Source organism: Stenotrophomonas sp. NA06056 (assembly GCF_013364355.1).
In the GTDB taxonomy this organism is placed as follows: domain Bacteria; phylum Pseudomonadota; class Gammaproteobacteria; order Xanthomonadales; family Xanthomonadaceae; genus Stenotrophomonas.
Map to the genome: position 1 here is coordinate 760771 of NZ_CP054931.1, position 26430 is coordinate 787200.

The 26430-nt window shown below is 65.8% G+C and carries 19 protein-coding genes; 17 read left to right on the forward strand and 2 right to left on the reverse strand.

Annotation, left to right across the window (positions count from 1 at the left end; genetic code table 11):
* Nucleotides 1-22 precede the first annotated feature (22 nt).
* Both HUT07_RS03380 and HUT07_RS03385 read left to right on the forward strand, forming a co-directional pair.
* Nucleotides 23-4810, forward strand: coding sequence for an ESPR-type extended signal peptide-containing protein (locus HUT07_RS03380; protein WP_176019732.1), 4788 nt, complete (start codon nt 23-25; stop codon nt 4808-4810).
* 69 nt (nt 4811-4879) lie between these two features.
* A complete protein-coding gene (locus tag HUT07_RS03385; protein WP_176019733.1) occupies nt 4880-5617 on the forward strand; it encodes a hypothetical protein in 738 nt (245 codons plus the stop codon).
* Between the two features lie 357 nt (nt 5618-5974).
* Here HUT07_RS03385 and HUT07_RS03390 read toward each other — a convergent pair whose 3' ends face one another.
* Together HUT07_RS03390 and HUT07_RS03395 are read right to left on the reverse strand one after the other, a co-directional pair.
* Nucleotides 5975-6619, reverse strand: coding sequence for a hypothetical protein (locus tag HUT07_RS03390; RefSeq protein ID WP_176019734.1), 645 nt, complete (start codon nt 6617-6619; stop codon nt 5975-5977).
* Nucleotides 6620-6898: 279 nt separating this feature from the next.
* Nucleotides 6899-9325 (reverse strand): penicillin-binding protein 1A, encoded by a 2427-nt coding sequence (locus HUT07_RS03395; protein ID WP_176019735.1) that lies wholly within the window; start codon nt 9323-9325, stop codon nt 6899-6901.
* Nucleotides 9326-9544: 219 nt separating this feature from the next.
* On the opposite strand from HUT07_RS03395, the gene HUT07_RS03400 reads away from it, so the two are divergent.
* The 15 genes from HUT07_RS03400 to HUT07_RS03470 all read left to right on the forward strand — a co-directional run bounded on the left by HUT07_RS03400 (nt 9545) and on the right by HUT07_RS03470 (nt 26410).
* A complete protein-coding gene (locus tag HUT07_RS03400) occupies nt 9545-10603 on the forward strand; it encodes a pilus assembly protein PilM (RefSeq protein WP_032951624.1) in 1059 nt (352 codons plus the stop codon).
* The gene (locus HUT07_RS03405) at nt 10603-11502 is read left to right on the forward strand and encodes a PilN domain-containing protein (protein WP_176019736.1); all 900 of its coding nucleotides are present in this window, start codon (nt 10603-10605) and stop codon (nt 11500-11502) included. Before HUT07_RS03400 ends, HUT07_RS03405 begins: the two co-directional genes overlap by 1 nt.
* Entirely contained in the window at nt 11499-12155 is a 657-nt protein-coding gene (gene pilO, locus HUT07_RS03410) for a type 4a pilus biogenesis protein PilO (RefSeq protein WP_176019737.1), read from the forward strand. The genes HUT07_RS03405 and pilO overlap by 4 nt, the downstream gene beginning before the upstream one ends.
* Nucleotides 12152-12688: a pilus assembly protein PilP gene (locus tag HUT07_RS03415; protein WP_254898802.1), complete on the forward strand. Its 537-nt coding sequence runs from the start codon at nt 12152-12154 to the stop codon at nt 12686-12688. The genes pilO and HUT07_RS03415 overlap by 4 nt, the downstream gene beginning before the upstream one ends.
* Nucleotides 12689-12709: 21 nt before the next feature.
* Nucleotides 12710-14689 carry a type IV pilus secretin PilQ family protein gene (locus HUT07_RS03420; RefSeq protein ID WP_176019738.1) on the forward strand — a complete coding sequence of 660 codons (1980 nt, stop codon included), beginning with the start codon at nt 12710-12712 and terminating at the stop codon, nt 14687-14689.
* A gap of 309 nt (nt 14690-14998) precedes the next feature.
* Nucleotides 14999-16024, forward strand: a complete 1026-nt coding sequence (locus HUT07_RS03425) for a MoxR family ATPase (protein WP_176019739.1) — start codon at nt 14999-15001, stop codon at nt 16022-16024.
* An 8-nt stretch (nt 16025-16032) separates the two neighbouring features.
* Nucleotides 16033-16962 carry a DUF58 domain-containing protein gene (locus tag HUT07_RS03430; protein ID WP_176019740.1) on the forward strand — a complete coding sequence of 310 codons (930 nt, stop codon included), beginning with the start codon at nt 16033-16035 and terminating at the stop codon, nt 16960-16962.
* The gene (locus HUT07_RS03435) at nt 16959-17408 is read left to right on the forward strand and encodes a DUF4381 domain-containing protein (protein ID WP_176019741.1); all 450 of its coding nucleotides are present in this window, start codon (nt 16959-16961) and stop codon (nt 17406-17408) included. Before HUT07_RS03430 ends, HUT07_RS03435 begins: the two co-directional genes overlap by 4 nt.
* Complete coding sequence (locus HUT07_RS03440; protein WP_176019742.1) at nt 17405-18409, forward strand: VWA domain-containing protein; 1005 nt, start codon at nt 17405-17407, stop codon at nt 18407-18409. Before HUT07_RS03435 ends, HUT07_RS03440 begins: the two co-directional genes overlap by 4 nt.
* 17 nt (nt 18410-18426) lie before the next feature.
* Entirely contained in the window at nt 18427-20259 is a 1833-nt protein-coding gene (locus HUT07_RS03445; RefSeq protein WP_176022467.1) for a tetratricopeptide repeat protein, read from the forward strand.
* Entirely contained in the window at nt 20256-21956 is a 1701-nt protein-coding gene (locus HUT07_RS03450; RefSeq protein WP_176019743.1) for a BatD family protein, read from the forward strand. Before HUT07_RS03445 ends, HUT07_RS03450 begins: the two co-directional genes overlap by 4 nt.
* 57 nt (nt 21957-22013) lie before the next feature.
* Nucleotides 22014-23348, forward strand: a complete 1335-nt coding sequence (locus tag HUT07_RS03455; RefSeq protein WP_176019744.1) for a dicarboxylate/amino acid:cation symporter — start codon at nt 22014-22016, stop codon at nt 23346-23348.
* Between the two features lie 202 nt (nt 23349-23550).
* Entirely contained in the window at nt 23551-25548 is a 1998-nt protein-coding gene (tkt, locus tag HUT07_RS03460; RefSeq protein WP_176019745.1) for a transketolase, read from the forward strand.
* Between the two features lie 266 nt (nt 25549-25814).
* Nucleotides 25815-26093 (forward strand): type II toxin-antitoxin system RelE/ParE family toxin, encoded by a 279-nt coding sequence (locus HUT07_RS03465; protein ID WP_176019746.1) that lies wholly within the window; start codon nt 25815-25817, stop codon nt 26091-26093.
* An 11-nt stretch (nt 26094-26104) separates the two neighbouring features.
* Complete coding sequence (locus HUT07_RS03470) at nt 26105-26410, forward strand: HigA family addiction module antitoxin (protein ID WP_176019747.1); 306 nt, start codon at nt 26105-26107, stop codon at nt 26408-26410.
* Nucleotides 26411-26430 lie beyond the last annotated feature (20 nt).

Below are 26430 nucleotides of genomic sequence, written 5' to 3' on the forward strand. Positions count from 1 at the left end.
CCTTGGCTGTTAAGGAAAAACCATGAACAGAATCTATCGTCGTATCTGGTGCACTGCGCGGCAGTGCTGGATCGTTGCAAGTGAGCTGGCCACGGCACGCGGCAAGCGTGCCGCCTCATCCGGCGCAATCGTGCTGCCGGTTGTCGCATCGACCTTGATGGCATTCTCCGCGGCGGCCGAAAACATGCCCGTCGAAGAGGATGAGAGTGCCGAGGTGGCGGCGTATCTTTCCCCGAAAGGATTCAATAGCTTCGGCGCGATTCCGTTCGGAATTGGGGTGCGAAGGGATGACGCAATGGGAATTGCGGCTGCGCCGATCTACACGCAGGTGGCACTGACATCAGACTACTCCTACAGGAATTCCACCATCAATGGGGACCTGTTGTTGATGCTGGGATCGCGGTCTTCCATGACCGGGAATCGATCGGTTGCATACGGCAGCGTCATTACCGCAAATGGCGACAACAACACGGCAATCGGCTATGGCGTGGATATCACGCGAGGCGGCTACGCAACGGGTGTCGGCGCTCATGCCATTGCCAGTGGGATTGGAACCACTGCGCTCGGCAACAATGCCAAAGCCTACTCGGAGAACTCCATCGCTATTGGTAGTGGCTCGCGAACGGTGGAGAGTCACGCAGGGGTCGCGCGGATAGCCATCGGCGGGAATGCCTTTGCAGGTACTGCCGGATACTCGGGTGCGGTGGCCCTCGGCGGGAACGCTCGCGCTGAGTACAACGGCGTCGCCATTGGCCATCACGCCAAGGCGTTGGCGGTCGGAAGCGTTGCGCTGGGGCTGAATTCGGAGGCAACCGAATCCAACTCGGTATCGGTCGGTAGCAGCAGCACGAAGCGCCGGGTCGTCAACGTGGCAGATGCCCGTCTGTCCACCACCAGTACCGATGCAGTAACCGGCAAGCAGCTCCATGCCACCAACCAGAACGTCACCACCGCGACCAATACGGCCAATGCCGCGAAGACCACTGCCGACCAGGCACTGGTCAACACGCGACTGGTCACCCAGACCTCGGCCAGCAGCGCCGTACGCGTGGGCGGTGACAACACCGGCACCCAGCTGGATATCCGCAACAGGTCCAACGCCAACCGCAAGCTGACCGGCGTGGCCGACGCCACCCTCAGCACCACCAGCACTGAAGCGGTCACCGGCAAGCAGCTGCATGCCACCAACACCGCAGTGACCACGGCGCAGACCACCGCCACCGCGGCAAAGACCGCAGCGGATAACGCACTGGGCCAGGTGACCACCGTGGCCGGTCTGGTCGGGCAGGTCTCCGCCAGCGGCAATGTGCGCTTGGGCGCGCAGAACACCGGCACCGTGCTGGATGTAGCCAACAAGAATGGTGCTGCCCGCCGCATCAGCAACGTGGCCAATGCCACGCTCAGTGCATCCAGCACCGATGCCGTGACCGGTCAGCAGCTGCATGCCACCAACACAGCGGTGACCACCGCGCAGACCACCGCAACCGCCGCGAAGACGACCGCAGACAATGCCCTGGGTCAGGTGACCACCGTGGCCGGTCTGGTCGGACAGGTTTCTGCCAGCGGCAATGTGCGCCTCGGCGCGCAGAACACCGGCACCGTGCTGGATGTGGCCAACAAGAATGGTGCTGCCCGCCGTATCAGCAATGTGGCCAATGCCACGCTCAGTGCCTCCAGCACCGATGCCGTGACCGGTCAGCAGCTGCATGCCACCAACACGGCGGTGACCACCGCGCAGACCACCGCAACTGCCGCGAAGACGACCGCAGACAATGCCCTGGGTCAGGTGACCACCGTGGCCGGTCTGGTCGGGCAGGTGTCCGCGACCGGAAATTTACGCTTGGGTGCGCAGAACACCGGCACCGTGCTGGATGTAGCCAACAAGAATGGTGCTGCCCGCCGCATCAGCAATGTGGCCAACGCCACGCTCAGTGCCTCCAGCACCGAGGCCGTGACCGGTCAGCAGCTGCATGCCACCAACACGGCGGTGACCACCGCGCAGTCCACTGCAACTGCCGCGAAGACGGCGGCGGACAGCGCCATCAGCCAGGTAGGTACCGTGGCCGGTCTGGTCGGGCAGGTGTCGGCCAGCGGCCAGGTTCGCCTGGGCGCCGAGAACACCGGCACCGTACTGGACGTGTCCAACAAGAACGGCGCGCGCCGCCGCATCCAGAACATCGCCAACGGCATCCTGGGCGCATCGAGCACCGATGCGGTGACCGGTCAGCAGCTGTTTGCCACCAACGAGCGCGTAGGCTCGGCAGAGACGCGGAACGAGGCCCAGGATCTGCAGTTGGTGGATCATGCTGATCGTCTGGCTGATCATCGCGTGGATCTGGACCGCTTGCGCGCCGACTTCGATGGCTTCGAACCGGATCTGGAAGGTGTGGTGAAGTTCAACGCCGAGCGGACCTTGGTGGATCTCGAGGGGGCCGTGGTGAAGGGAGTTGGACCTGGGGATATCAGCTCGGCTGCCAGTACGGATGCGGTGAACGGTGGGCAGTTGTTTGCCACCAATGCCCGGATCGAGCAGATGGAGCAGGGTAGTCGCTTCCTGCAGGTTGGCTACGACGAGTTCAGTGAGGATGCGTCGGCTGGGTGGTTGGGTGTCGCCATCGGGGATTCCGCAGAGTCGTCACCGACTGGTGAAGGTGGCACCGCTGTGGGCAGTTTCTCGAAAGCGCTTGGTGTTAACTCGGTTGCGTTGGGGCGGGCTTCGTGGGTGGTAGAAGAGGCAACCGAGGGTTTCGCGCTAGGTTCTAGCTCGCACGTTCAGGCTAGTGGGGGCGTTGCCTTGGGAGCTCGTGCAGTTGTTGGCGCTGACGCAGAAGGTGCTGTAGCCCTTGGGTATGGGGCAATCGCTGACGAGGCGAATACGGTTTCTGTTGGGACAAAGGGGCGGCAACGCCGGATCGTAAATGTGGGTCGAGGCCACGCTGAGAATGACGTAGTTGCAGTTGCACAACTCAGGGAGTCTCTGGCAACCCTTGGAGGTGGTGCCGGCCTCGATGCCAGTGGCAACATCATCGCGCCCACCTACGCGATTCAGGGGAGCAACCACAACACCGTCGGCGATGCGCTGACCGCGCTGGATGGTGCGGTGGTTGTGACCGATGCGCGGGTCGGCTCGCTGGAAGGCAAGCTGCGCTCGGCATTCCAGGACACCGGGATCCGCGCTGATGGTTTGAACCAACTCACGCTGTCCGGCGCACAGGGTGCGGTGCTGACCAATCTGGCTGATGGTCGAATCGCAGCGGGCAGTCGCGATGCAGTGACGGGTAGCCAGTTGCACGATGCCAAGCAGGAGATCGCCCGCAATCGCAGCGATCTGGATGCGCTGCGCGACTCTCAGGTGACGGGTAACGATCTTGCACGCTTGTCTGCGGCTGAGACAGGGAGCGTAATTGACTTCGGCGGCGCGACACTGACCGGCGTAGCGGATGGCGAGCTGTCCGCAGGAAGCAAGGATGTTGTGAATGGCCGGCAGCTGTACGCCACCAACCAGCGCATGGATGGCCTTGAGCAGGGAAGCCGCTTCATGAAGGTCGGCTATGACGATCTGAGCATTGATGCATCGGCGGGCTGGCTGGGTGTGGCTATCGGCGATTCCGCGGAATCTTCCCCGACTGGCGAAGGTGGCACTGCTGTGGGGAGTTTCTCCAAGGCGTTTGGAACGAATTCAGTGGCATTGGGGCGTGCGGCCTATGTCACTGCGACGGCGATGGATGGCTTTGCTTTGGGTGCTAGTTCGCATGTTCAGGCTAACGGAGGCATCGCACTTGGTGGCAGGTCTGTGGTGGAAGCGGGTGCGGCGGGAGCCGTTGCGCTGGGTCACGCTTCCATTGCGGATGAAGCCAATACTGTTTCCATAGGCACCAAAGGACGGCAGCGCCGCATCGTAAACGTAGCCAACGGCCGCAACGCCCAGGATGCCACCACCGTCGCCCAACTCAACGCCACCCTCGCCACCCTAGGCGGCGGCGCTCACATCGACAGCAACGGCAACATCATCGGCCCGCACTTCACCGTCCAGGGCCAGCAGCAGTCCACGCTCAACGATGCACTGCAGTCGCTTGATGGCGCTGTCACCAGCCAGGGCTCGCGCGTGGACAAGGTGGAAACCCAGCTCCGCTCCGTCTTCCAGGACACCACCACCCGCAGCGACGGTCTGAACCAGCTCACCCTGGCCGGTGCACAGGGCATGGTCATCTCCAACGTGGCCAACGGCCGGGTGGCTGCCGGTAGCCGCGACGCCGTCAACGGCGGCCAGCTGCACGACGTGCAGCAGCAGCTCAACGGCCGCATGGACGGGCTGGAGCAGCGCATCGACGGCCAGCCGCAGGCACGCGTTGCCGCCAACGCCGCCGGTGCACCCGAGGCCCCCACGCCGCCGGCCGAAACGCCGACCGTGGTTGATGCCGGCAAGGCCCCCAACGCCACGCCGGAAACCCCGAAGGAGCCGACCCCGCAGGTCGACACCGCCGATCTGGAAAAGATGCTCGCCCGCGCCAACGAGTACAGCGATGGCATCTCGCGCGAGGTGGATCGTCGCCTGGACAAGATGGACAAGCGCTTCAACCGCATGGCGGCGATGAGCAGCGCGCAGAGTGCGATGGCCATGAACACCGCCGGCCTGAGCACCTACAACCGCCTGGGTGCGGGCGTGGGCTACAGCGATGGCGAATCGGCCATGGCGGTGGGCTACCAGCGCGTGCTCAACGAAAAGGGCTCTGCCACCTTCAGCCTAAATGGCGCGTTCACCAACAGTGGCGAACGCACCGTGGGCGTGGGTGTGGGCATCGGCTGGTAAGCCATGACGCCCCGGCGTGGTGCGCGTAACGAGCCCCGCCGCGCCGGGGCCATTGCAGAGGAAATTGCGATGTACAACTTCATGAGCCGCTTCATGACCTACCGGCGCTACTACGTCTGGCGCGCCCGCATCCGCTACGTCACCCACGACATGGATACGTGGACGCTGGCGTGCCTGGTGCTGATGATCTGCATGGGGCTGATGGTGTGGGGATTCTGGCGCGTGTTGAACGTGCCGCAGCCGCGTATCCATCCGCAGGCCGCTGCCGTGCGGGTGGAGGTGCTGACCGACGAAGCGATCCATCGCATCGTGCTGGTGCGCCACGGCGGCACGACGCCGGGTGATCCCTTCTACAGTGCTGCCGAGATCCGCGGCAGCACCCAGCGCACGCTGCGGGTCCGGCAGACGTTGCAGGACCCGGTGGCATTGAAGCTGCAGGCGGACATGTACGCCGACGTCGCCGACTACATCAACGCTACGGGTACCTGCATGCCGTTTCCCTGCCGCCGCGTGAGCATGCGCATCGAACAGCTGCAGCGGTCGGGCCGTGAAAGTGCCGTACGCAACAAAGCTCTGGCCGAGATTCTGCAGGTGCCGTGGTATCTGGTGCCGAACCTTGATGGCGAACGCATGCGGGTGCGCAGTGGTTGGTCGGATGATTTCCAGGATGTGTACTCGCACACCTGGCACCTGCACGACATGCAGAAGATGCATGCGCGCATGATGGCCGAATATCCCCACCGTGCCGCGGTGCCGTGGCTTGCGCGATTGGCAAGCCCGTCCGAAGAAAAGTTGATCTTCCGCTAGCGCTGGTCTTCCAGTAGAGCCGAGCCATGCTCGGTTGCTTTCTGTTCCAGCATCCGCGGGGCCTGAAGCATAGTGCGGACCAAGGTCCGCACCCACCAAAGACAGATGGCTACCCATGACTTCCAGTAGAGCCGAGCCATGCTCGGCTGCTTTCTGTTCCAGCATCCGCGGGGTCTGAAGCATAGTGCGGACCAAGGTCCGCACCCAACAAAGACAGATCGCTACCCATGACTTCCAGTAGAGCCGAGCCATGCTCGGCTGCTTTCTGTTCCAGTATCCGCGGGGCCTGAAGCATAGTGCGGACCAAGGTCCGCACCCACCAGAGGCTGGTCGCTACCTGCCAGAGGCGGATCGCTGTTACGCGCCGATGTAGGCGGTGATCTCCGTCTCGGCCAGCAACTGCCGCAACTGCGCGGCCGACGCCCGGCGCATGGGTTTCTCATCCACCGGCGACAGCGGCGCCTGACGCAGGGCGTCGTAGGGCAGTACCGCCAGGTCGAAGGTCAGTTCTTCGGCGCTGAACACCCACACCGGCACATCCAGGCTGCGCTCGCGGTCCATCCGCAGGCGCCGCGTACGCGATTCGGCGGGGATGCGATGCTCATCCAGGAAGCGATGTACGGCTTCGGGGTCGTCACTGTGCAGGTGCAGCTGCACGGGGCTGTTGGCATCCGCAGTGCCCTCGAGCACCGGCCCGGCCAGGCGCGGCGAGAACCCGTGCAGGAACTCCAGCGCACGCAGGGCGGATTCGCGTCGTCGCTGCAGTTCGCTGCCGTGCTGCGGGCCAGAGAACAGCCGCTGGTACTCGCGCAGGGCCTGTTCGATCTCGACGTTGCGGGGCAGCGAGGCATCGTCGTGGATGCCAAGACGACTGGCGGCCTTGAGCTTGGCCTGGTGGAAGTCGCGGATTCCGCCTTCGGCCATCAGCCGGGCGGCTTCGTGGGCGAGGCGATGACGCCGTTCGCGGGTCTGGCTGGCAGCATGCTGGTGAGCGCGGTGCATGCGATGACTCCCTGTTGCGACCTGGCTACAGACTAGCGCAGGCATGTGACATCTGCGTGGGTATTCAACGGAGGTGTCAACGAGGGTTGGCGTTTACCCGAGCAGGAGGGTGCCGTTGATGCTGTAGAGCCGAGCCTATGCTCGGCTCAGGGGCGTCGGGTAAAGCAGCCGAGCATGGGCTCGGCTCTACAACGGCGGCGCCAATCAGCGCAGTGCCGGGCCATGCCCGGCGGATGCCTGGGTGCCAACCAACGGTTGGCACCCACCGAACCTGCACCTTTAGAAGATATCGAACGCGGCCGCGTCGGCCTGCGGGGTGCTCTGCAGGTTGAGGTCGTAGTCGGTCAGGCGGTCCATGTCTTCCACCTTCACCCACTCCACCGCGCCGTTGAGCGTGGCCTGGACCATGCCGCTCGGCGGTTCGTTCTGGGCGATCGGGGTGTCCTTCAGCGCGGTGCGCATGTAGTCGATCCAGATCGGCAGGGCGGCCTTGCCACCGTATTCGCGGTAGCCCAGCGAGCGGAAGTCATCGCGGCCCACCCAGACGGTGGTCACGTACGGGCCGCCGAAGCCGGAGAACCAGGCATCGCGGTGGTCGTTGGTGGAGCCGGTCTTGCCGCCCACGTCCTCGCGGCCGAGCACCTTGGCCTGTGCGCCGGTGCCGCGCTGGACCACGTCGCGCATCATCGACACCAGCTGGTACGCGGTGCGGGCGTCGATCGCGCGCGGTGCGGTACGTGCATCCGGGTTGACCGGTGCTGCCGGGGTTTCGGTCTTGGCTTCAGCCTTGGCCATAGCGGCCGGGTCCACCTTCGGCGCCGGAGCGCCGAAGTTGAAGCCGTCCACCACCTGGTTCACCGGCTGGTCGCTGCTGCCGGCGCAGTCGCGGCAGGCCATCGCCGGGTTCTCCTTGAACACCAGGTTGCCATCGCGGTCGTTGACCTGGTCGATCAGCCAGGTGTCCACGCGCGAGCCGCCGTTGGCGAACACGGCATAGCCGCGGGCCACCGACAGCGGGGTCAGCGAGGCGGTACCCAGCGACATCGACAGGTTCGGCGGCAGCTCGGATTCGGCGAAGCCGAACTGACTGATGTACTTGCGCGCGTAGTCAACGCCCATGCCATCCAGCAGGCGCACCGAGACCAGGTTGCGCGACTGCACCAGCGCTTCACGCAGGCGCATCGGGCCGCGGAAGCCGCCGCCGTCGTTCTGCGGCGCCCAGGTCTTGCCGCGGCGGTCGCGGAACACGACCGGGGCGTCCAGCACGATCGAGGCCGGGTTGTAGCCCTTGTCGAAGGCGGCCGCATAGACGAACGGCTTGAAGCTCGAACCCGGCTGGCGACGGGCCTGGGTGGCACGGTTGAACTTGTTGCCGGAGAAGCTGAAGCCGCCTACCAGGGCCTTCAGCGCGCCACTGTGGGCGTCCAGCGAGACCAGCGCGGACTGGCCGCGCGGCAGCTGGTCCAGCAGCCATTCGCCTTCCTTGGCACCGGCGCGCACGCGCACGATGTCACCGCGCTGCACCAGCTTGCCGGGAGTCTTGTTGGTCCACTTGGCGGCACCGGCCGGCAGTACGATCTCGGTGCGGTTGGCCAGCACCACCGTGGCGCTGCCATCGGCACCGGTGCTGGCGACGATCGCCGGCAGCAGGCCGGCCTGGCCGAACATGCCGCGCAGGTGCTCGGCCAGGGCGGCGGCGTCTTCGCCGGCACCGACCTGCACCTGCTTCTCCACGCCGTGCCAGCCGTGGCGGTGGTCGTACAGCAGCAGGCCGTCGCGCACCGACAGGTTGGCCGCGGTCTGCAGCGTCGCGTCGATGGTGGTGGTGACGTGGTAGCCCTTGTTGACGACGTCGCCGCCGAAGCGGGCGATCATTTCCTGGCGCACCAGCTCGGCCACGTAGGGCGCATCGACCTGCACCGGCGGCTCATGCGCGGTGGCATGCATCGGCACGGCCTTGGCCGCGTCGGCCTCAGCCTGGCTGACGAACTTCAGGTCGGCCATGCGCTGCAGCACGTAGTTGTCACGGCGCTGGCGGGCGCGCTCCGGGTTGGAGATCGGGTTGCCCGACGACGGGAACTTGGGGATGCCGGCCAGCGAGGCCATCTCGTCCAGGTCCAGCTCATTCAGCTTCTTGCCGTAGTAGAACTCGGCAGCGGCGGCCACGCCGTAGGCGCGGTTGCCGAAGAAGCTCTTGTTCAGGTACAGCTCGAAGATCTCGTCCTTGCTCAGCTCGGACTCGATCTTGCGCGCCAGCAGGATCTCGGCCAGCTTGCGGGTATAGCTGTATTCGGAGCTGAGGAAGAACTGGCGGGCCACCTGCTGGGTGATGGTGGAGCCGCCGGGCACGCGCTTGTCGTTGGTGGTGGCCAGCAGCCACACCGCACGGCCGATGCCCTTGTAGTCCACGCCGCCATGCTCGTAGAAGCGGGCATCCTCGGTGGCCAGGAACGCCTGCTTCAGCTTCTCCGGCACGTCCTTCATGGTGATGGGGGTACGCCGGGTCTCACCGAACACCGCCATCAGCTTGCCGTCGGCAGCGTAGACGTACATCGGCTCCTGCATTTCCACGTCGCGCAGGGTCTGCACGTCGGGAAGCTTGGAAGAAACGGCGTAGTACAGGCCGCCAACGGCGGCCGCTCCGACCAGCGCCAGGACCAGGACAACAAGGAAGATCCAGCGCAGCCAGCGGCGGAGACGGGTCATCGGTGTCAGATTCCGATTGCGAATTTCGTGGTCGCAGAGTATAGATTACGCAAGGTGGCGGCTGGGGTCGGCACTGGGGAGCGCAAGGGGAACTGCTAGGGGCTGCGTGGCCATCCTGTGAGGGATGTCACAGCAGAGCGGTTGTCATTTGCTAAGAATACGTTATTAATGCGCGGACGCAGCTCTTGCGTCCAAGTGCCCGTCGGCAGGGGAGAAACCGTGGGGCTCATCCCAAAAAGTCAGTCGCCGCTCATTGGCGTCGACATCAGTTCGACTGCGGTAAAGCTGTTGCAGCTTTCCCGCAGCGGCAACCGTTTCCGCGTGGAACATTACGCCGTGGAACCGCTGCCGCCGAATGCGGTGGTGGAGAAGAACATCGTTGAAGTGGAGGCCGTGGGAGAGGCCATCCGCCGGGCGATGAACCGTTCCGGCAGCAAGGCCAAGCTGGCCGCTGCGGCCGTGGCCGGCTCGGCGGTGATCACCAAGGTGATCCCGATGCCGGCCGACCTGGACGAGAACGACATGGAAGCCCAGATCGAGCTGGAAGCGGTCAACTACATTCCGTATCCGATCGAGGAAGTGAACCTGGACTTCGAGGTGATCGGGGCGATCCCGAACAACCCGGAAATGGTCCAGGTGCTGCTGGCTGCCTCGCGGTCGGAGAACGTCGAACTGCGCCAGTCCGCACTGGAGCTGGGTGGCCTGCAGGCGAAGGTGATGGACGTGGAGGCCTTCGCGGTCGAGAACGCCTTCGCCCTGGTGGCCAGCGAGCTGCCGGTTTCGGCCGAGGGCGTGGTTGCGCTGGTCGACATCGGCGCCACCATGACCACCCTCAACGTGCTGCGCGGTGGCCGCAGCCTGTACAGCCGTGAACAGGTGTTCGGCGGCAAGCAGCTGACCGACGAGATCATGCGTCGTTATGGCCTGAGCTACGAGGAAGCCGGTCTGGCCAAGCGCCAGGGCGGTCTGCCGGAAAGCTACGAGATGGAAGTGCTGGAGCCGTTCAAGGAAGCCACGGTCCAGCAGATCAGCCGTCTGCTGCAGTTCTTCTATGCCGGCAGCGAATTCAACCGGGTCGATCACATCGTGCTGGCGGGCGGCTGTGCTGCCCTTGCAGGCCTGCCGGAGATGGTCGAGGAACAGCTGGGCGTGCCGACCGTGGTCGCCAACCCGCTGGCACAGATGACCCTGGGGCCGAAGGTGCAGGCGCACGCGCTGGCCCAGGACGCCCCCGCGCTGATGATCGCGACCGGTCTGGCGCTGAGGAGCTTTGACTGATGGCACGCATCAATCTATTGCCCTGGCGCGCCGAGCGGCGCAAGCAACGCCAGCGCGAGTTCGGCATCATGCTGGGCATGGCCGCCCTCGGTGGCGTGCTGCTGTCGCTGATGATCTGGTTCTACTACGACCTGCAGGTCAGCGGGCAGGGCGATCGCAACGCCTACCTGCAGACCGAGATCGACAAGGTCAAGGAGCAGAACAAGGAAATCGACCGCCTCGACGCGCAGAGAGATCGGCTGCTGGCCCGCAAGGAAGTGATCGAGCAACTGCAGGCCAAGCGCTCGCAGATGGTCCACCTGTTCGATGCGCTGGTCCGCACCATCCCTGATGGCGTGGTGCTCACTGCCCTGCAGCAGGAAGGCGACGTGCTGACCCTGGAGGGACGCACCCAGTCCAACGCCCGTGTCTCGGCCTACATGCGCAACCTCGAAGTCTCTGGCTGGATGACCAATCCGGAGCTGGCGATCATCGAGGCGCGTGAACCGGACAAGGACAAGGACGGGCGCGCCACCGGACCGGTGGTCGACATCAAGGCATTGCCGTACGTGTTCAAGGTCAAGGTCAAACTGCCCGCGCAGAGCGAGGAAGCGACGACTACTTCGGGCCTGAACCCTGATGGCAGCGTGGCCAGCACCGCGCCGGTGGCACCGACGGTCGCACCGCTCAGTGCTGGCCCGGACGCTGCGGCGCCTGCTGCTGCAGCTTCGCAGCCGGGTACGTCGCCGGCACCGGCTGCTCCGCCTGCAACGGCTCCGTCGCAGGTACCGCCACCGCCACCGGCGGCGACGCCTGCGCCGGCCGCACCGGCAACCAAACCGGCAACCAAGACTGAAGGCAGCCGCCTGGCGCAGCCGCCGCAGGCCTTCCACGCCCCGCTGCTGGGGGATCGCGCATGAGCAAGAAAGTCGACATCAAGAACCTTGATTTCAACGACATCGGCAACTGGCCGCAGAAGGCCAAGATCGTCTTCTGCGCGCTGTTGGCCGTGGTGATCATGTTCCTGGCGTGGATGCTGCTGATCAGTGGCAAGCGTGAGGAACTGGCCGGTCTGGAGTCGCAGGAAACCGAGCTGCGCAAGGAGTTCGCCGAGCAGCAGAAGCGCGCTGTCAACCTGGAGCCGCTCAAACAGCAGTTGGCGCAGATGGAGCAGGTGCTGCAGCAGATGCTGCGGCAGCTGCCCAGCAAGACTGAAATGCCCGACCTGATCATCGACATCTCGCAGACCGCGTTGTCCAGCGGCCTGTCCAACGAGTTGTTCGAGCCGGAGGAGGAGCAGATCAAGGAGTTCTACGCCGAAAAGCCGATCAAGCTGCGGATGGTGGGCAGTTACCACCAGTTCGGCGCCTTCGTCAGTGGCGTAGCCTCGTTGCCGCGGGTGGTGATCCTGACCATGCACGACATCAACCTCAAGCCGAAGGACAAGACCGGTGGCAACGTCCGCGCCGGTGCGCTGGAACTGTCCGGTACGGTCAAGACCTACCGTTACCTGGATGAGACCGAAGTGGCCGAGCAGCAGAAGGCCGAGGCGGGCAAGGAGGAAAAGAAGTGATCCGTTCCTTCATTGCACGCGGTGGGATGGTGTTGACGGTGCTGCTGCTGGCCGCCTGCGGTCGCGGCGTGACCAGCACCCCGGGTGATGCACCCAATCTGGAAAAATGGGTCGAGAGCGAGCGTGCACGACCAGCGGAGCCGATCGAGGCCCTGCCGGTGATGCAGCAGTTCGAGACCTTCGAGTACTCCGCGCAGGGCATGCGCGATCCGTTCACCGATGCCTGGACCAACCCGCAGCAGGGGAATGGGGGACTGCGGCCAGATCCGAACCGGCGCAAGGAGCCGATGGAAGGCTTCCCGCTGGACGCGCTGGACATGGTCGGCACCATCGGAACAGGCGCCGGCACCGTGGCGCTGGTGATGGGGCCGGACAAGGTGACCTATCGGGTGCGTCCCGGCGGTTACCTGGGGCAGAGCGACGGGCGGGTCACCGCGGTCTTCGAAGACCGCGTGGAGCTGATCGAACTGGTGCCGGATGGCGCGGGTGGCTGGCTGGAACGTCCAGCAACGCTCGCGCTGGAAGATCAATGATCGTTTACTGGGGATAGCACGATGACCTTTCACCAAGCCAAGGGGCTGCGTCCCATCCGGCGCTCTACCTTGAACCGCATCAGCGCGCTGGGAGTCGCGTTGATGTTGGCCTGCGCTCCGGCGCTGGCTGCCGCACCGTCGGAAAAACCGACCGGCACGGCGCTGGCCGCCACGCCGGCCGCTGCACCGGCAGGCCTGTCGGTCGCACGCATCGATTTCAAGCGCGGCGATGACGGCGCGGGCCGCCTGATCCTGCAGTTCGACGGCCAGGGCGCCATGCCCGACCTGCGCAGCCAGGGCAACAGCGTGGTGGTCGATGTCGGCAACGCGCGCCTGCCGGCCAACCTGCAGAAGCCGATGAACGTCACCGACTTCGCCACCCCGGTGCAGCGCATCGACGCCAAACCGTCCGGCGCCGGCACCCAGCTGGTGCTGAGCACGGGCGGTCCGGTCGAGTCGCTGGCCTACCAGAGTGGCAACGAGTATGTGGTTGAAATCAGCCCGCGCCAGGCCCAGGCCGCTGTTGGTGCGGTCACTGCCGGCAGCGTGACCCAGGCTGCCAAGGGCGTGCCGCAGCGCGGCTACGCCGGCAAGCCGGTGACCTTCAACTTCCAGGACGTGCCCGTGCGCACCGTGCTGCAGTTGATCGCCGAAGAGTCGAATCTGAACGTGGTGGCATCCGACTCGGTGCAGGGCAATGTGACCCTGCGCCTGGTCAACGTACCGTGGGACCAGGCGCTGGATATCGTGCTGCGTGCCAAGGGCCTGGACAAGCGTCGTGACGGCAGCGTGGTGTGGGTTGCGCCGCAGTCCGAGCTGGCCAAGTTCGAGCAGGAGAAGGAAGACGCGCGCATCGCGATCGAAAACCGCGAAGACCTGGTGACCGACTACGTCCAGATCAACTACCACAGCGCCACGCAGATCTTCAAAGCGCTGACCGAGGCCAAGGGCATCGGTGGCAACAACGCCGGTGGTGGTGGTCAGGGTGGCAATGGCTCGATGTCGCAGGAAGACAGTGGCTTCCTGTCTTCGCGTGGCCGCATCGTGGCAGATGAACGTACCAATACGCTGATGATCAGCGACATCCCGAAGAAGATCGCGCGGATGCGCGAGCTGATCAACGTGATCGACCGCCCGGTCGACCAGGTGCTGATCGAGAGCCGCATCGTCATCGCCACCGATACCTTCGCGCGCGAGCTGGGCGCCAAGTTCGGTGTCAGCGGCAGCCGCGACAACGTGTACTTCAGCGGCAACCTGGAAGCCAATGCCAAGACCCGGCAGTCGCAGGTCGACACCGACAACGCCAACAGGAAGGCGGAGCGTGACTGGGAAGCCGGTGGTCGCGTAGGCCCGCCGCCGGTGTCGGTCGGTTCGGCCATCACCCGCGGCCTGAACTGGAACCTGCCGGTAGCTGCGACCAGCAACCCGGGCTCGCTTGCACTGTCCATCCTCAACGCCGGCTATCTGCTGGATGTCGAGCTGTCGGCCATGCAGGAAGAGTCGCGCGGCGAAGTGATCTCCAACCCACGCGTGGTCACCACGAACCAGCGTGAAGCGTTGATCAAGCAGGGTAAGGAAATCGGCTACGTCACCATCAGCGCCAGCGGCTCCGGTGGTGTTGCCACTCCGAACGTGCAGTTCAAGGAAGTGGTACTGGAACTGAAGGTCACCCCGACCATCACCAACGACAACCGCGTGTTCCTCAACATGGCGGTGAAGAAGGATGAGGTCGAAAGCTACATCGTGCTGGAAGGTTACGGCCAGGTGCCGAACATCAACCGTCGCGAGGTCAATACCGCCGTGCTGGTGGAAGATGGCCAGACCGTGGTGATCGGTGGCGTGTATGAGTTCACCGACCGCAACAGCGTCAGCAAGGTGCCGTTCCTGGGCGATGTGCCGTTCCTCGGCAACCTGTTCAAGAAGCGTGGTCGCAACAAGGACAAGGCCGAACTGCTGGTGTTCGTGACCCCGAAGGTCCTGCGCGTGGCCCGCCAGAACTGAGGCGCTGCACCTGTTGCATCCGACCGGGGCCGCCACGTGCGGCCCCGTGTCGTTTGCCCAAGTAGATCCACGCCACGCGTGGATGGGCGCAATGGATCCGCGCCATGTCCCTCAAGTAGATCCACGCCATGCGTGGATGGGCGCAATGGATCCGCGCCATGTCCCTCAAGTAGATCCACGCCATGCGTGGATGGCCCAAGTAGATCCACGCCATGCGTGGAGGCTGTTCAGCCGTTCTTGATGCCAGCAGCCGGGCGGCCTGCGATGATGTAGGGAACCCGAGCCATCCTGCTCCGGTCAAAGGCCCCCATGAACCTGCCTCCGCCGATGCCCGAATCCATTTCTCCGCCGCCTGCCCCCGTCACCTCACGCCTGCATGCGGCCTTCAGCAACCTGCGCGACGCGCTGTCGGCCGAGATCGTCGGCCAGGCGGCGCTGGTCGAACGCCTGCTGATCGCCTTGCTGGCCGATGGCCATCTGCTGGTGGAAGGTGCCCCGGGCCTGGCCAAGACCACGGCCATCCGGGCCTTGGCGGCACGATTGGAAGCAGACTTCGCGCGCGTGCAGTTCACTCCGGATCTGCTGCCTTCGGACCTGACCGGCACCGAGATCTGGCGCCCGCAGGAAGGACGTTTCGAGTTCGTACCGGGGCCGATCTTCCACCCGATCCTGCTGGCAGACGAGATCAATCGTGCGCCAGCCAAAGTGCAGTCCGCGCTGCTGGAAGCAATGGGCGAACGCCAGGTCACGGTCGGTCGCCACACCTACGCACTGCCATCGCTGTTCCTGGTGATGGCCACGCAGAACCCGATCGAGCAGGAAGGCACCTTCCCGCTGCCGGAAGCGCAGCTGGATCGTTTCCTGATGCACGTGCGCATTGGCTATCCAGACCAGACGGCCGAGTCGGAGATCCTGCGGCTGGCCCGCGAGCGTGCCCGAGGCGCGCTGGGCGAGGCCGCAGCAGCGCCGGAAAAACTGCCGATGCAGGATGTCTTCGATGCGCGCCGCGAGGTGCTGGAGCTGCACATGGCCCCCGCGCTGGAACGCTATCTGATCGAGCTGGTGCTGGCGTCGCGCGACCCCTCGCGCTACGACGCATCGCTGGCGCGCCGAATCGCGTGGGGCGCAAGCCCCCGTGGTTCCATCGCACTGGAGCGGTGCGCGCGTGCGCGGGCGTGGTTGGCTGGACGTGATTTCGTCACCCCCGACGACGTGCGTGCCGTGGCGGCCGATGTGCTGCGCCATCGTGTCCTGCCCAGCTATGAAGCCACCGCCGAAGGCTGGGATGGCGAACGCCTGGTGCAGGAACTGCTGGCCCGGGTACCGGCACCCTGAGTGCGCGCATGACCGGCACACCCAATGGACCTGCTCCGGGCACCAGTGATGGCGATGGTCTGCGACCGCAGCTGGCCGAGCTGGTGGCATTGCGCCGCCTTGCACAGCGTCCGCCGCCGCCTCGTCGAGGGCGTGCGGGCAGCGCAGGCCAGGCACCTTCGCCGTTGCGTGGACGCGGCATGGAATATGCAGAATCACGCGAATACGTGGCGGGCGACGACGCGCGCCACATCGACTGGCGCGTCACTGCCCGCACCGGTCGCACGCACACCAAACTGTTCCAGGCAGAACGCGAGCGGGTCACCCTGATCGTTGCCGATACGTCGCCTGCGCTGTACTTCGGTACCCGCGTGCGCTTCAAGTCGGTGCAGGCGGCGCGCGCGGGTGCTGTCGCGGCATGGTCTGCACAGCGCCGCGGCGACCGTATCGGCGCATTGCGCGGCAGTGAGCGTGAGGCGCCGATCGCGCCGGCCGGCGGTGCCCGCGGGGTACTTCGCGTACTCGATGCACTCACGCGCTGGTACGCGCAGCCACCGGCCGATGATCTCGGCCTGGAGCGCGCGCTGGACCATGCTGGCCGAGTGTTGCGCCCCGGCGCGCGGATGCTGGTGCTGGCCGATCCGCAGCAGGCGATCCGCATTCCGCCGGCGCGCTGGAGCGCACTGGCCCAGCACCATGACCTGAGTCTGTTGCTGCTGGTTGATCCGCTGGAACTTCAGCCGCCAGCGGCACCCCTGCAGTTTCTCGCCGCACAGCAACGCATCGGTCTGGACCTGCGCCGGCACGATGTGCAGGCCCACTGGCACGCACATTTTGTCGAACCCCTGCAGCAGTTGCGCAGGCAACTTGCTGCGCGTCGCGTCGATGTGCAGGTGCTTTCCACCGATGCGGCCAGCGATGCCTGGTTGGCAGCGGCTCCGACGGAGGTGCCAGCATGAGTGCCTCCCTGCCGCTGCGTGATGTGCAGTTGCCGGCTTCGCCAGCGTGGTGGCCGCCTGCTCCAGGCTGGCTGATGCTGATTGCGCTGGTGCTGCTGTTGCTGGCAATCGTTGCTGCGCTGGCATGGCGTCGACGTCGCCGCCGCCGACAGTGGTTGCAGGTGTTCGACCAGGAAATCGCGGCAGTGACCGGCGCGCCTTCGGAACTGGCGGTCATTGCCAGCCTGCTGCGGCGTGCGGCACGTCAGGCACGCCCCGGCAGCGAAGCATTGCGCGATGATGCGTGGTGGCAGTACGTCGATCCCAAGGACAGCCTGCCGTCTGCGCAGCGTAATCTGCTGGCCGAAGGCGCCTATCGTCCACATGTTGATGCCGCTGCCGTAGCCGACGTGCGCACGTGGGCGCGGGCGCGCTATCTGGCGTTGCTGCAGGAGCGCCGGCGATGAGCGCGCTGGCAGCTTACTGGCCGTGGCCGGATCTGCAGCTGGCGTGGCCGCTGGCACTGCTGGCATTGCCGCTGCCGATCCTGATGTACGCATGGAAACGGCGTGCCGACCCGGGTGCTGCACTGCGGGTGCCTTATGCCGCTGCCGAACTGGAAGCACTGGCCGGTGGCGGCCGCGTCGGGATTTCCTGGTTGCGCAGCGGCGTGCTGTGGTTGGGTTGGCTGGCGCTGTGCGTGGCGATGGCGCGGCCGCAGCAACTGGGTGAAGCAATCACCCCGCCGCAGGAAGGCCGGCAGATGATGCTGGCGATGGACGTATCCGGCAGCATGAGCGAGCCGGACATGGTGCTTGGCGCACAGCCGGTGGAACGCCTGACCGCCGCCAAGGCGGTGCTGGCTGATTTCCTCGACCGTCGTGCCGGCGATCGCGTCGGCCTGCTGGTGTTCGGTGACCGTGCCTACACACTCACGCCGTTGACTGCGGATCTGTCCAGCGTGCGCGATCAACTGCGCGACAGCGTGGTCGGCCTGGCCGGGCGCGAGACCGCCATTGGTGATGCCATCGCGCTGGCGGTCAAGCGTCTGCGCAACCAGCCCGAAGGGCAGCGTGTACTGATCCTGCTGACCGACGGTGTCAGCAACGCCGGTGTGCTGGAGCCCCTGCGCGCAGCCGAACTGGCGCGTGCCGAGGGCGTGCGCGTGCACACCGTGGCGTTTGGCAGCGACGGTAGTGCGCGGTTCTTCGGCATTCCGGTGGCCGCCGACCGCGACCCGGTGGATGAGGCAACGTTGCGCAGGATCGCCGAGATGACCGGTGGCCGCTTCTTCCGTGCGCGTGATACCGACCAGCTGGTCGGTATCTACGCCGAACTGGACAGGCTGGAGCCGATCGCTGCGAAGGGACCGACACTGCGCCCGCGCAACGAGCGCTATGCATGGCCGCTGGCTGTCGCGCTGCTGCTGGGCGCGTTGGCGTGGGTATGGCCGGAGCGCCGCCGATGAGCGCCACCTTCCTGAAGATGCCCGACTGGAGCACGTTCGATTGGAGCGCGCTGCATTTCCTGCGCCCGGAATGGTTGTGGATGCTGGCGGCACTGCCGTTGATCGTAGCGGTAGCCATCTACCGGCAGCGACGCAGCGATGCGTGGCGGCAGGCGGTCGATGCCCATCTGCTGTCGCACCTGTTGGCGGGCGAGGGGAAGCGACGCGCCCGCCTGCCATGGGCGTTGCTGCTGGGCTGGACCCTGGCTGCACTGGCGATGGCTGGCCCCAGCTGGCGGCAGCAGGCACAGCCGGTCTATCAGGCCAGCGCGCCGCTGGTGGTCGTGCTGGATCTGTCCAGCCGCATCACCACGACCGATCTGCCACCTTCGCGCCTGCTGCAGGCGCGGGCAAAGATCGGTGCGTTGCTGCGCGCCCGTCAAGGTGGGCAGGTGGGTTTGGTGGTGTATGCCGAAGACGCCTATACCGTAGCGCCGTTGACCGATGACGCGGCCAACGTGGCGCTGTACCTGGACGCGCTGTCGCCGGAGGTGATGCCGCGTGATGGCCAGCGCGCCGACCGTGGCATCGACTGGGCGGTGCAGTTGCTGCGCCAGACCGGTGCCCTGCGCGGGCGGATCCTGCTGGTCAGCGACCAGGCTGACAGCGAAGCAGTGCTTGCGGCAACGCAGGCGCATGGCCTCGGCCTGCAGGTGTCGGTGCTGGGCCTGGGCACGCCGTCCGGCGCCGCCTATCGCGACGGACAAGGCCAGATCGCACAGGCCGCGCTGGACGAAACCAGCCTGCGCGCTGTCGCAACCGCAGGCGGCGGGCGTTACCAGCGCATCGCCAGCGATGACCGTGACCTGCAGGCATTGGATGTGCTCGATGCCAGCGATGGCGGCGCACTGCAGCGGCCTGGGCAGGCCCGGCAATGGCAGGACGAAGGCTATTGGTTGTTGCCGCCGATGATGCTGTTGGCATTGCTGGCATTCCGCCGTCGCGCGGTGCTGGCGGTGGTGCTGGCCGTGGGGCTTCTGCCCTTGAGCGGGCAGCTGCAGGCGCAGCCGCGCGCGTCGGCACCGGCAGCAGGCACGTTGTGGGAGCGTGCCGACCAGCGTGAGCATGCGCGCCTGGCCGCGGGCGTGCAGGCCTACCGTCAAGGCGATTTCGCCACGGCCCGCAAGCAGTTCGAAGGCATCGACAGCGACGCGGGGTGGTACAACCTCGGCAATGTGCTCGCCCGCCAAGGTGACTACGACGGCGCCATCGCCGCCTATGACAAGGCACTGGCGCGCCACCCGAAGATGGCCGACGCCGTCGCCAACCGTGCCGTGGTCGATGCCGCGCGCAAGCGCAAACCGCCGTCGAGCAACAGCCAAGGGCAGGGCAAGGGACAGCAGAAGCCGCAGCAGGGGCAGCAGCAGAACCAGCAGGGCCAGCAGGGCCAACAAGGCCAACAGGGCCAACAGGGCCAACAGGGCCAACAAGGCCAACAAGGCCAACAAGGCCAACAGAATCAGCCGCAGCAAGGCCAGCAACAACCGCAGGGCCAGAAGGGTCAGCAGAATCCAGCGTCTGCGGGTTCCGGCCAGCAGGGCACCAAGCAGGAACCGCCGCAAGCAGCCGACGCTCAGGCCCAGGCGCAGGCAGATGCCCAGCAGCGCCAGCGCATGCAGCAGGCCCTGCAGCAGGCGCGCGCCGGTGAAGCCGGCAAGACGGCAGTGCGCGGTGATGGCGGCACGCCGCAACAGCGCGAGGAGCAGCAGGCCGTGGAGGCCTGGATGCGGCGCGTGCCGGATGATCCGGGCGCATTGCTGCGGGCCAAGTTCCAGTTGGAAAACGAACGTAGAAAGAGGGAAGGGCGATGACAGGCATGGCGAGCAGGCAATTCCGGTGGCCTCTGCCTGTGCTGGCGATGCTGCTGCTGTGGCTGCCGATGGTGGCCATGGCGCAGACGCGCGCCTGGCTGGAACAGGACAGCATCGCCGCCGGTGATACGGTCACCCTGCACATCGAGACCGATCAGGGCGCACCGGACTATGCGCCGTTGAATGCCGATTTCTCGCTCAGCGCACAGAGCAGCAATCGCCAGGTGCAGTGGAGCAATGGCGGCGTCCAGCAACGCAACCTCTACACGGTTGCGTTGACGCCGCGCCGCACCGGTACGTTGCAGGTACCCCCGTTGCAGGTAGGCAACGCACGCACGGCACCTTTGGCGCTGCAGGTCAGTGATGCGGTGGTGGCGACCCCGCAGAGCAATGCCACGGCCTTCATCGAAACCGAGGTGGATGACCCTACGCCCTATGTTCAGCAGAGCGTGGGCGTGGTGGTCCGGCTGTACTTCGCCTCGCAGCTGGCGTCGGGCGAACTGGTGCTCGACACCCCCAGTGGCGCTTCGCTGCAGCGGGTGGGCGAGGACCGCAGCGACGTGCGTCAGGTCAATGGCCGTCGCTACAACGTGGTCGAACGTCGCTTCCTGCTGATCCCCGAGCGCAGCGGCGCGTTGCGCGTACCTGGCGCGCGCTTCACCGGGCGCAGTGCGGGCGGTTTCTTCGATGACTTCTTCGGCAACGGTGGCGATGGCCGCATGAATGCCGTCGGCGCCGAACGCACGCTGCAGGTACAGGCGCAACCGGCGCAGGCCGTGCAGCCGTGGTTGCCGCTGCACAGCCTGCAGCTGCGCTACACCACCGCACCCAGCAGCGCGCGCACGGGCGAAGCGGCCACCGTGGTGGTCGAAGCGATCGCCAACGGCGCCACCCGGGCCCAGTTCACCGATCTGCCCGTGCCCGACCTCGGCGACGCCGCACAGGTGTTCGCCGAACCGGCCCAGTACGAAGAGACCTTCAACGGCAGTACACCCCGCCTGAAGATCACTCGACGCTATTCGATCGTGCCGCGGCAGGTTGGGTCTCTGCGCGTGCCCGGGCCGCGCGTGGCATGGTGGAATGTGGACAGCGGCAGTGCCCAGCAGGCCAGCCTGCCGGATCTGCAGCTGGCCGTGGCCGCGGGCCGGGCCGGCGCGCCGGTGGCGCAGGCGATCAATACCGATGCCGCGCTGCCGGAGGACGCCGCACCTGCCGTTGCATCCTCTCTTGCGCCGACCGCAGCCGGTACCCGGCCGTGGCCGTGGATGGCCGCCGCCGCTGGCCTGGCGCTGCTGTGGCTGTTGACCCTGGCATGGGGATGGCGACGTGGCCGCCACGCGGCTACCCGCACTACCCCGGTGCCGCGGCCAGGGGCCATTGCGCCTGCAACGTCGTCGCGTGCCAGCGTGGCCGAACTGCGTCGGGCCATCGATGGCGAGGGTTTCGACCAGGTGGAGGCGCTGCTGTGTTCGATGGCGGGCGTGGAGCGCCTGGAACAGGTGATCGAGCGCCTGGCTGACCCGGCCCAGCGGCAGACCCTGCAGGCGTTGCAGCAGGCGCGCTGGGGCGGGACGGGCGATGTCACCGCGCTGCGGGCCCGTCTGCGCGAAAGCTTCCGTGACGGACCGCACTGGTCGGCCGCCAGCGGCACCGTCGACACTGGGCTGCCGCCGCTGTATCCGCCGCGGCAACCCTGAACCGGCGCGGCTTGCGCGCTTTGTTAGAGTAGATTCATTTTTCGAGGAATCCCGCGCATGACAGCAGCTGCTGCCGACAAGAAGAAGTTGCCCCTGCATTGGAAGATGGGCATCGGCTTTGCGATCGGCCTGGTCCTGGGACTGATCGTGCACGCCCTGGGCGGCAGCGTCGAAGGCCTGCAGACCGGTGCCAAGTGGGTAATGGACTACGTCACCACCCCGGCTTCGGGCCTGTTCCTCAACCTGATCTTCATGCTGATCGTGCCGCTGATCTTCTCGGCGCTGATCATGGGCGTGTCGGAGATGGGCGACATCCGCGCGCTCGGCCGCATCGGCTGGAAGACGTTGGCCTACACCGTGCTGCTGTCCGGCATTGCAGTGGGTATCGGCCTGGTGCTGGTCAACCTGCTCAAGCCCGGCGCAGGCGTCGACCCGCAGGTGGCCGCGCTGATGCTGTCGGAGAACGCCGAGCGCAGCAAGGAAATCGTGGCGGGCATCCATGGCACGCCGAAGGGCATGGACATGCTGCTGTCGATCGTGCCGAGCAACGTGCTGCAGGCCGCGTCCGACAATGGCGCGATCCTGTCGCTGATGTTCTTCGCGTTGATGTTCGGCATCGGCATGGTGCTGACCGACGAGGCCAAGGTGGCTCCGCTGCGTCGCGCCATTGAAGGCGTGTTCGAAATCTCGATGACCCTGATCAACCTGGTCATCCGCCTGGCGCCGTATGCCGTGGCCTGCTTCATGTTCAACCTGGCCGCGCTGTTCGGCTTCGAGCTGATCATCCGCCTGGGTGCCTACGTGGGCGTGGTGGTGCTGGCGTTGGGCCTGCACATGGTGGTGACCTACGGCACTGCGGTGTGGCTGTCGGGGCGTTCGCCGCTGGCGTTCTTCCGGCAGACCCAGGAAGCGACGGTGATGGCCTTCTCCACTGCTTCCAGCAACGCCACGCTGCCGACCGCGCTGCGTGTGGCCGACCAGATGGGCCTGCCGCAGCGCGTGTCGCGCTTCGTGCTGACCGTGGGCGCCACCGCCAACCAGAACGGCACCGCGCTGTTCGAGGGTGTGACGGTGATCTTCCTGGCGCAGTTCTTCGGTGTGGACCTGAGCATCGGCCAGCAGGTCATGGTGATGGCGGTCTGCATCCTCGGTGGTATCGGTACCGCCGGCGTGCCGTCCGGCTCGCTGCCGGTGGTGGCGATGATCTGTGCGATGGTCGGCGTCAATCCGCTGGGCATCGGCCTGATCCTGGGCGTGAACCACTTCCTGGACATGTGCCGCACCGCGCTGAACGTGACCGGCGACCTGGCCCTGACCACCCTGGTGGCCAAGGGTGAAGCCGCGGACACCCCGGCCGAGGCAGCTGCCGCTGCGGCCCGTCTGGACAACTGAGCCAGGCAACGCCTGAACGGGGTCGGGGCCTTTCCGCAAGGAATAGGCTCCGACCCCTTTTCATATGCGGAATCCAGCGGAGATCAAGGCGTTGCCGGCCAGCGGCCGGCACTACCCTCCTTGTTGGCCTGACCCCACCCGGCGTCTGTGGGACAATAGGCCGCCCGCAGTTCCGCGGCCGCCTCCCGATTCCGACAGAACCATGACGCAGCCTACCCGTCGCCAGTTGGCCAACGCCATCCGCTTCCTCGCCGCCGATGCGGTTGAAACCGCAAAGTCCGGCCACCCCGGCATGCCCATGGGCATGGCCGACATCGCCGAAGTCCTCTGGAACGACTACCACCGTCACAATCCGAACAACCCGCAGTGGTTCAACCGCGACCGCTTCGTGCTGTCCAACGGCCACGGCTCGATGCTGCAGTACGCGCTGCTGCACCTGAGCGGCTATGACCTGCCGATCGAGCAGCTGAAGGCATTCCGCCAGCTGGGCAGCCACACCGCTGGCCATCCGGAGCGTCACGAGACCCCGGGCGTGGAGACCACCACCGGTCCGCTGGGCCAGGGTTTCGCCAACGCCGTCGGTTTTGCCTTGGCCGAGAAGCTGCTGGCACAGCGCTTCAACCGCCCGGAGCTGGAAATCGTCGACCACCGTACCTGGGTGTTCATGGGTGACGGCTGCCTGATGGAAGGCATTTCCCACGAAGCCGCCTCGCTGGCCGGCACCTGGGGTCTGCACAAGCTGGTCTGCTTCTGGGATGACAACCACATCTCCATCGACGGCAACGTCGAGGGCTGGTTCACCGACAACACCCCGGAGCGTTTTGAGGCCTATGGCTGGAACGTGGTCCGCGGCGTTGATGGTCACGATCCGGAGAGCATCAAGGCCGGTATCGAAGCCGCCCTGTCGCAGGACGACAAGCCGACCCTGATCTGCTGCCGCACCACGATCGGTTTCGGCTCGCCGAACAAGGCCGGCAAGGAATCCAGCCACGGCGCACCGCTGGGCAAGGACGAACTGGAAGCCACCCGCAAGGCGCTGGACTGGAACTACGGCCCGTTCGAGATTCCGGAAGAGATCTACGCCGGCTGGCGTGCCGGCGGTACCGGCACCCTGCGTCAGGCCGAGTGGGAACAGCAGTTCGACAAGTACGCTGCACAGTACCCGGCCGAAGCCGCCGAGCTGACCCGTCGCTCGCACGGCGAGCTGCCGGCCGACTTCGTTGCCAAGGCCGATGCCTACATCGCCCAGGTCGCCGCTGAAGGCCAGACCATTGCGTCGCGCAAGGCGTCGCAGCTGGCCATCGAAGCCTACGCGCCGCTGCTGCCGGAAATCGTCGGTGGTTCGGCTGATCTGGCGCACTCCAACCTGACCCTGTGGAAGGGCAGCAAGTCCGTCGCCAGCGACGACGCCAACGCCAACTACGTGTACTACGGCGTGCGCGAGTTCGGCATGACCGCGATCGCCAATGGCCTGGCCCTGCACGGTGGTTTCATTCCGTTCGACGCTACCTTCCTGGTGTTCAGCGACTACGCCCGCAACGGCGTGCGCATGAGCGCGCTGATCCCGGCCCACGCCATCCACGTCTACACCCACGATTCGATCGGCCTGGGCGAAGACGGCCCGACCCACCAGCCGGTGGAGCATCTGGCCTCGCTGCGCTACATCCCGAACAATGACGTGTGGCGCCCGTGCGATGCGGTCGAGTCTGCAGTGAGCTGGAAGGCTGCGATCACCCGCCAGGACGGCCCGAGCTGCCTGGTGTTCAGCCGCCAGAACCTGCCGCACCAGCCGCGCAACGCCGAGCAGATCGCCCAGATCGAGCGCGGTGGCTATGTGCTGGCTGATGCCGCCGGCACCCCGGATGTGATCCTGATCGCCACCGGTTCGGAAGTCTCGCTGGCCACCGAAGCCAAGGCCCAGCTGGATGCGGCCGGCCTGAAGACCCGCGTGGTCTCGATGCCGTCCACTGATGTGTTCCTGCGCCAGGATGCGGCCTACCGCGAATCGGTGCTGCCGAACGCCGTGCGCAAGCGCGTGGCGATCGAAGCCGGTGTCACCGGTTTCTGGCGCCAGTTCGTCGGCCTGGACGGTGCAGTGATCGGTATCGACACCTTCGGCGCCTCGGCCCCGGCCGACAAGCTGTACCAGCACTTCGGCATCACCACCGCACACGTGGTGGAAGCAGCCAAGGCGCTGTAAGCCCCGCTGCGAAGCAGGAAAGGGAAAGGCCGGCGCAAGCCGGCCTTTCTCGTTTTCCGGCCGGCAACGACGACCGTTCTGTGGAATTGCCGACCATCGTGGCGATGATGACGCGATGGCCTCTTCCGCCCGGATGGCATTCCCTGCGAGAACAGGAGCCCAGGGTGGTCGCGTCAAGAGCGAGCCCGTTTCTGGATCTCGAGGGGCATGCGCTGGATGAATGTGCAAATTGCGGAATGTAAGGTGATGCCTTACAGTGTACTCAGGTGATCGTCAGCTTCCAGCACAAGGGACTGAAGGCACTTTATGAGCGAGGTGACGCATCAGGTGTCCGCGCTGATCATGTCGCACGCTTGCGGCGCCTGCTTCATCAGTTGGACCAGGCACATACTCCTGGAGACATGGGACTGCCAGGCAATCGTCTGCACCCACTGCGCGGAAGCTACAAGGGCTACTGGTCGGTAAGCGTGTCAGCCCATTGGCGACTGGTTTTTCGCTTCCGCGGGCTCGATGTTGAACTGGTCGACTACCTTGATTATCACTAGGAAGCTATCCGATGCCGTTGCATGACCCGCCCCATCCTGGGGAAGCGCTACGTGAAGACATCCTGCCCGCGATCAACATGACCATAAGTGCACTCGCGCTCCACCTGGGGTACTCACGTGGGCAGCTGTCGACGATCATCAACGGCCATGCGGGCATTTCCGCAGAGCTGGCGTACCGCCTGGAACTGGCTGGTCTGGGCAACGCGCGGATGTGGTTGGCAATGCAGGCGGCCTATGATCTATGGCAGGCAGAACATCGGGAACATCCTCCGATCAAGCGTCTCTATCTCGCCGATGCCTTGAACCACCAGCAGTAGATCCACGCCATGCGTGGAGG

What these genes read in the sequence shown, in the direction of transcription:
- HUT07_RS03385 (WP_176019733.1), top strand. Translation starts at nt 4,880, where the DNA reads ATGTACAACTTCATGAGCCGCTTCATGACCTACCGGCGCTACTACGTC.
- HUT07_RS03450 (WP_176019743.1), top strand. Translation starts at nt 20,256, where the DNA reads ATGACAGGCATGGCGAGCAGGCAATTCCGGTGGCCTCTGCCTGTGCTG.
- HUT07_RS03440 (WP_176019742.1), top strand. Translation starts at nt 17,405, where the DNA reads ATGAGCGCGCTGGCAGCTTACTGGCCGTGGCCGGATCTGCAGCTGGCG.
- HUT07_RS03395 (WP_176019735.1), bottom strand. Translation starts at nt 9,325, where the DNA reads ATGACCCGTCTCCGCCGCTGGCTGCGCTGGATCTTCCTTGTTGTCCTG.
- HUT07_RS03405 (WP_176019736.1), top strand. Translation starts at nt 10,603, where the DNA reads ATGGCACGCATCAATCTATTGCCCTGGCGCGCCGAGCGGCGCAAGCAA.
- HUT07_RS03435 (WP_176019741.1), top strand. Translation starts at nt 16,959, where the DNA reads ATGAGTGCCTCCCTGCCGCTGCGTGATGTGCAGTTGCCGGCTTCGCCA.
- HUT07_RS03445 (WP_176022467.1), top strand. Translation starts at nt 18,427, where the DNA reads ATGCCCGACTGGAGCACGTTCGATTGGAGCGCGCTGCATTTCCTGCGC.
- HUT07_RS03425 (WP_176019739.1), top strand. Translation starts at nt 14,999, where the DNA reads ATGAACCTGCCTCCGCCGATGCCCGAATCCATTTCTCCGCCGCCTGCC.
- HUT07_RS03420 (WP_176019738.1), top strand. Translation starts at nt 12,710, where the DNA reads ATGACCTTTCACCAAGCCAAGGGGCTGCGTCCCATCCGGCGCTCTACC.
- HUT07_RS03390 (WP_176019734.1), bottom strand. Translation starts at nt 6,619, where the DNA reads ATGCACCGCGCTCACCAGCATGCTGCCAGCCAGACCCGCGAACGGCGT.
- HUT07_RS03430 (WP_176019740.1), top strand. Translation starts at nt 16,033, where the DNA reads ATGACCGGCACACCCAATGGACCTGCTCCGGGCACCAGTGATGGCGAT.
- HUT07_RS03470 (WP_176019747.1), top strand. Translation starts at nt 26,105, where the DNA reads ATGCCGTTGCATGACCCGCCCCATCCTGGGGAAGCGCTACGTGAAGAC.
- HUT07_RS03380 (WP_176019732.1), top strand. Translation starts at nt 23, where the DNA reads ATGAACAGAATCTATCGTCGTATCTGGTGCACTGCGCGGCAGTGCTGG.
- tkt (WP_176019745.1), top strand. Translation starts at nt 23,551, where the DNA reads ATGACGCAGCCTACCCGTCGCCAGTTGGCCAACGCCATCCGCTTCCTC.
- pilO (WP_176019737.1), top strand. Translation starts at nt 11,499, where the DNA reads ATGAGCAAGAAAGTCGACATCAAGAACCTTGATTTCAACGACATCGGC.
- HUT07_RS03455 (WP_176019744.1), top strand. Translation starts at nt 22,014, where the DNA reads ATGACAGCAGCTGCTGCCGACAAGAAGAAGTTGCCCCTGCATTGGAAG.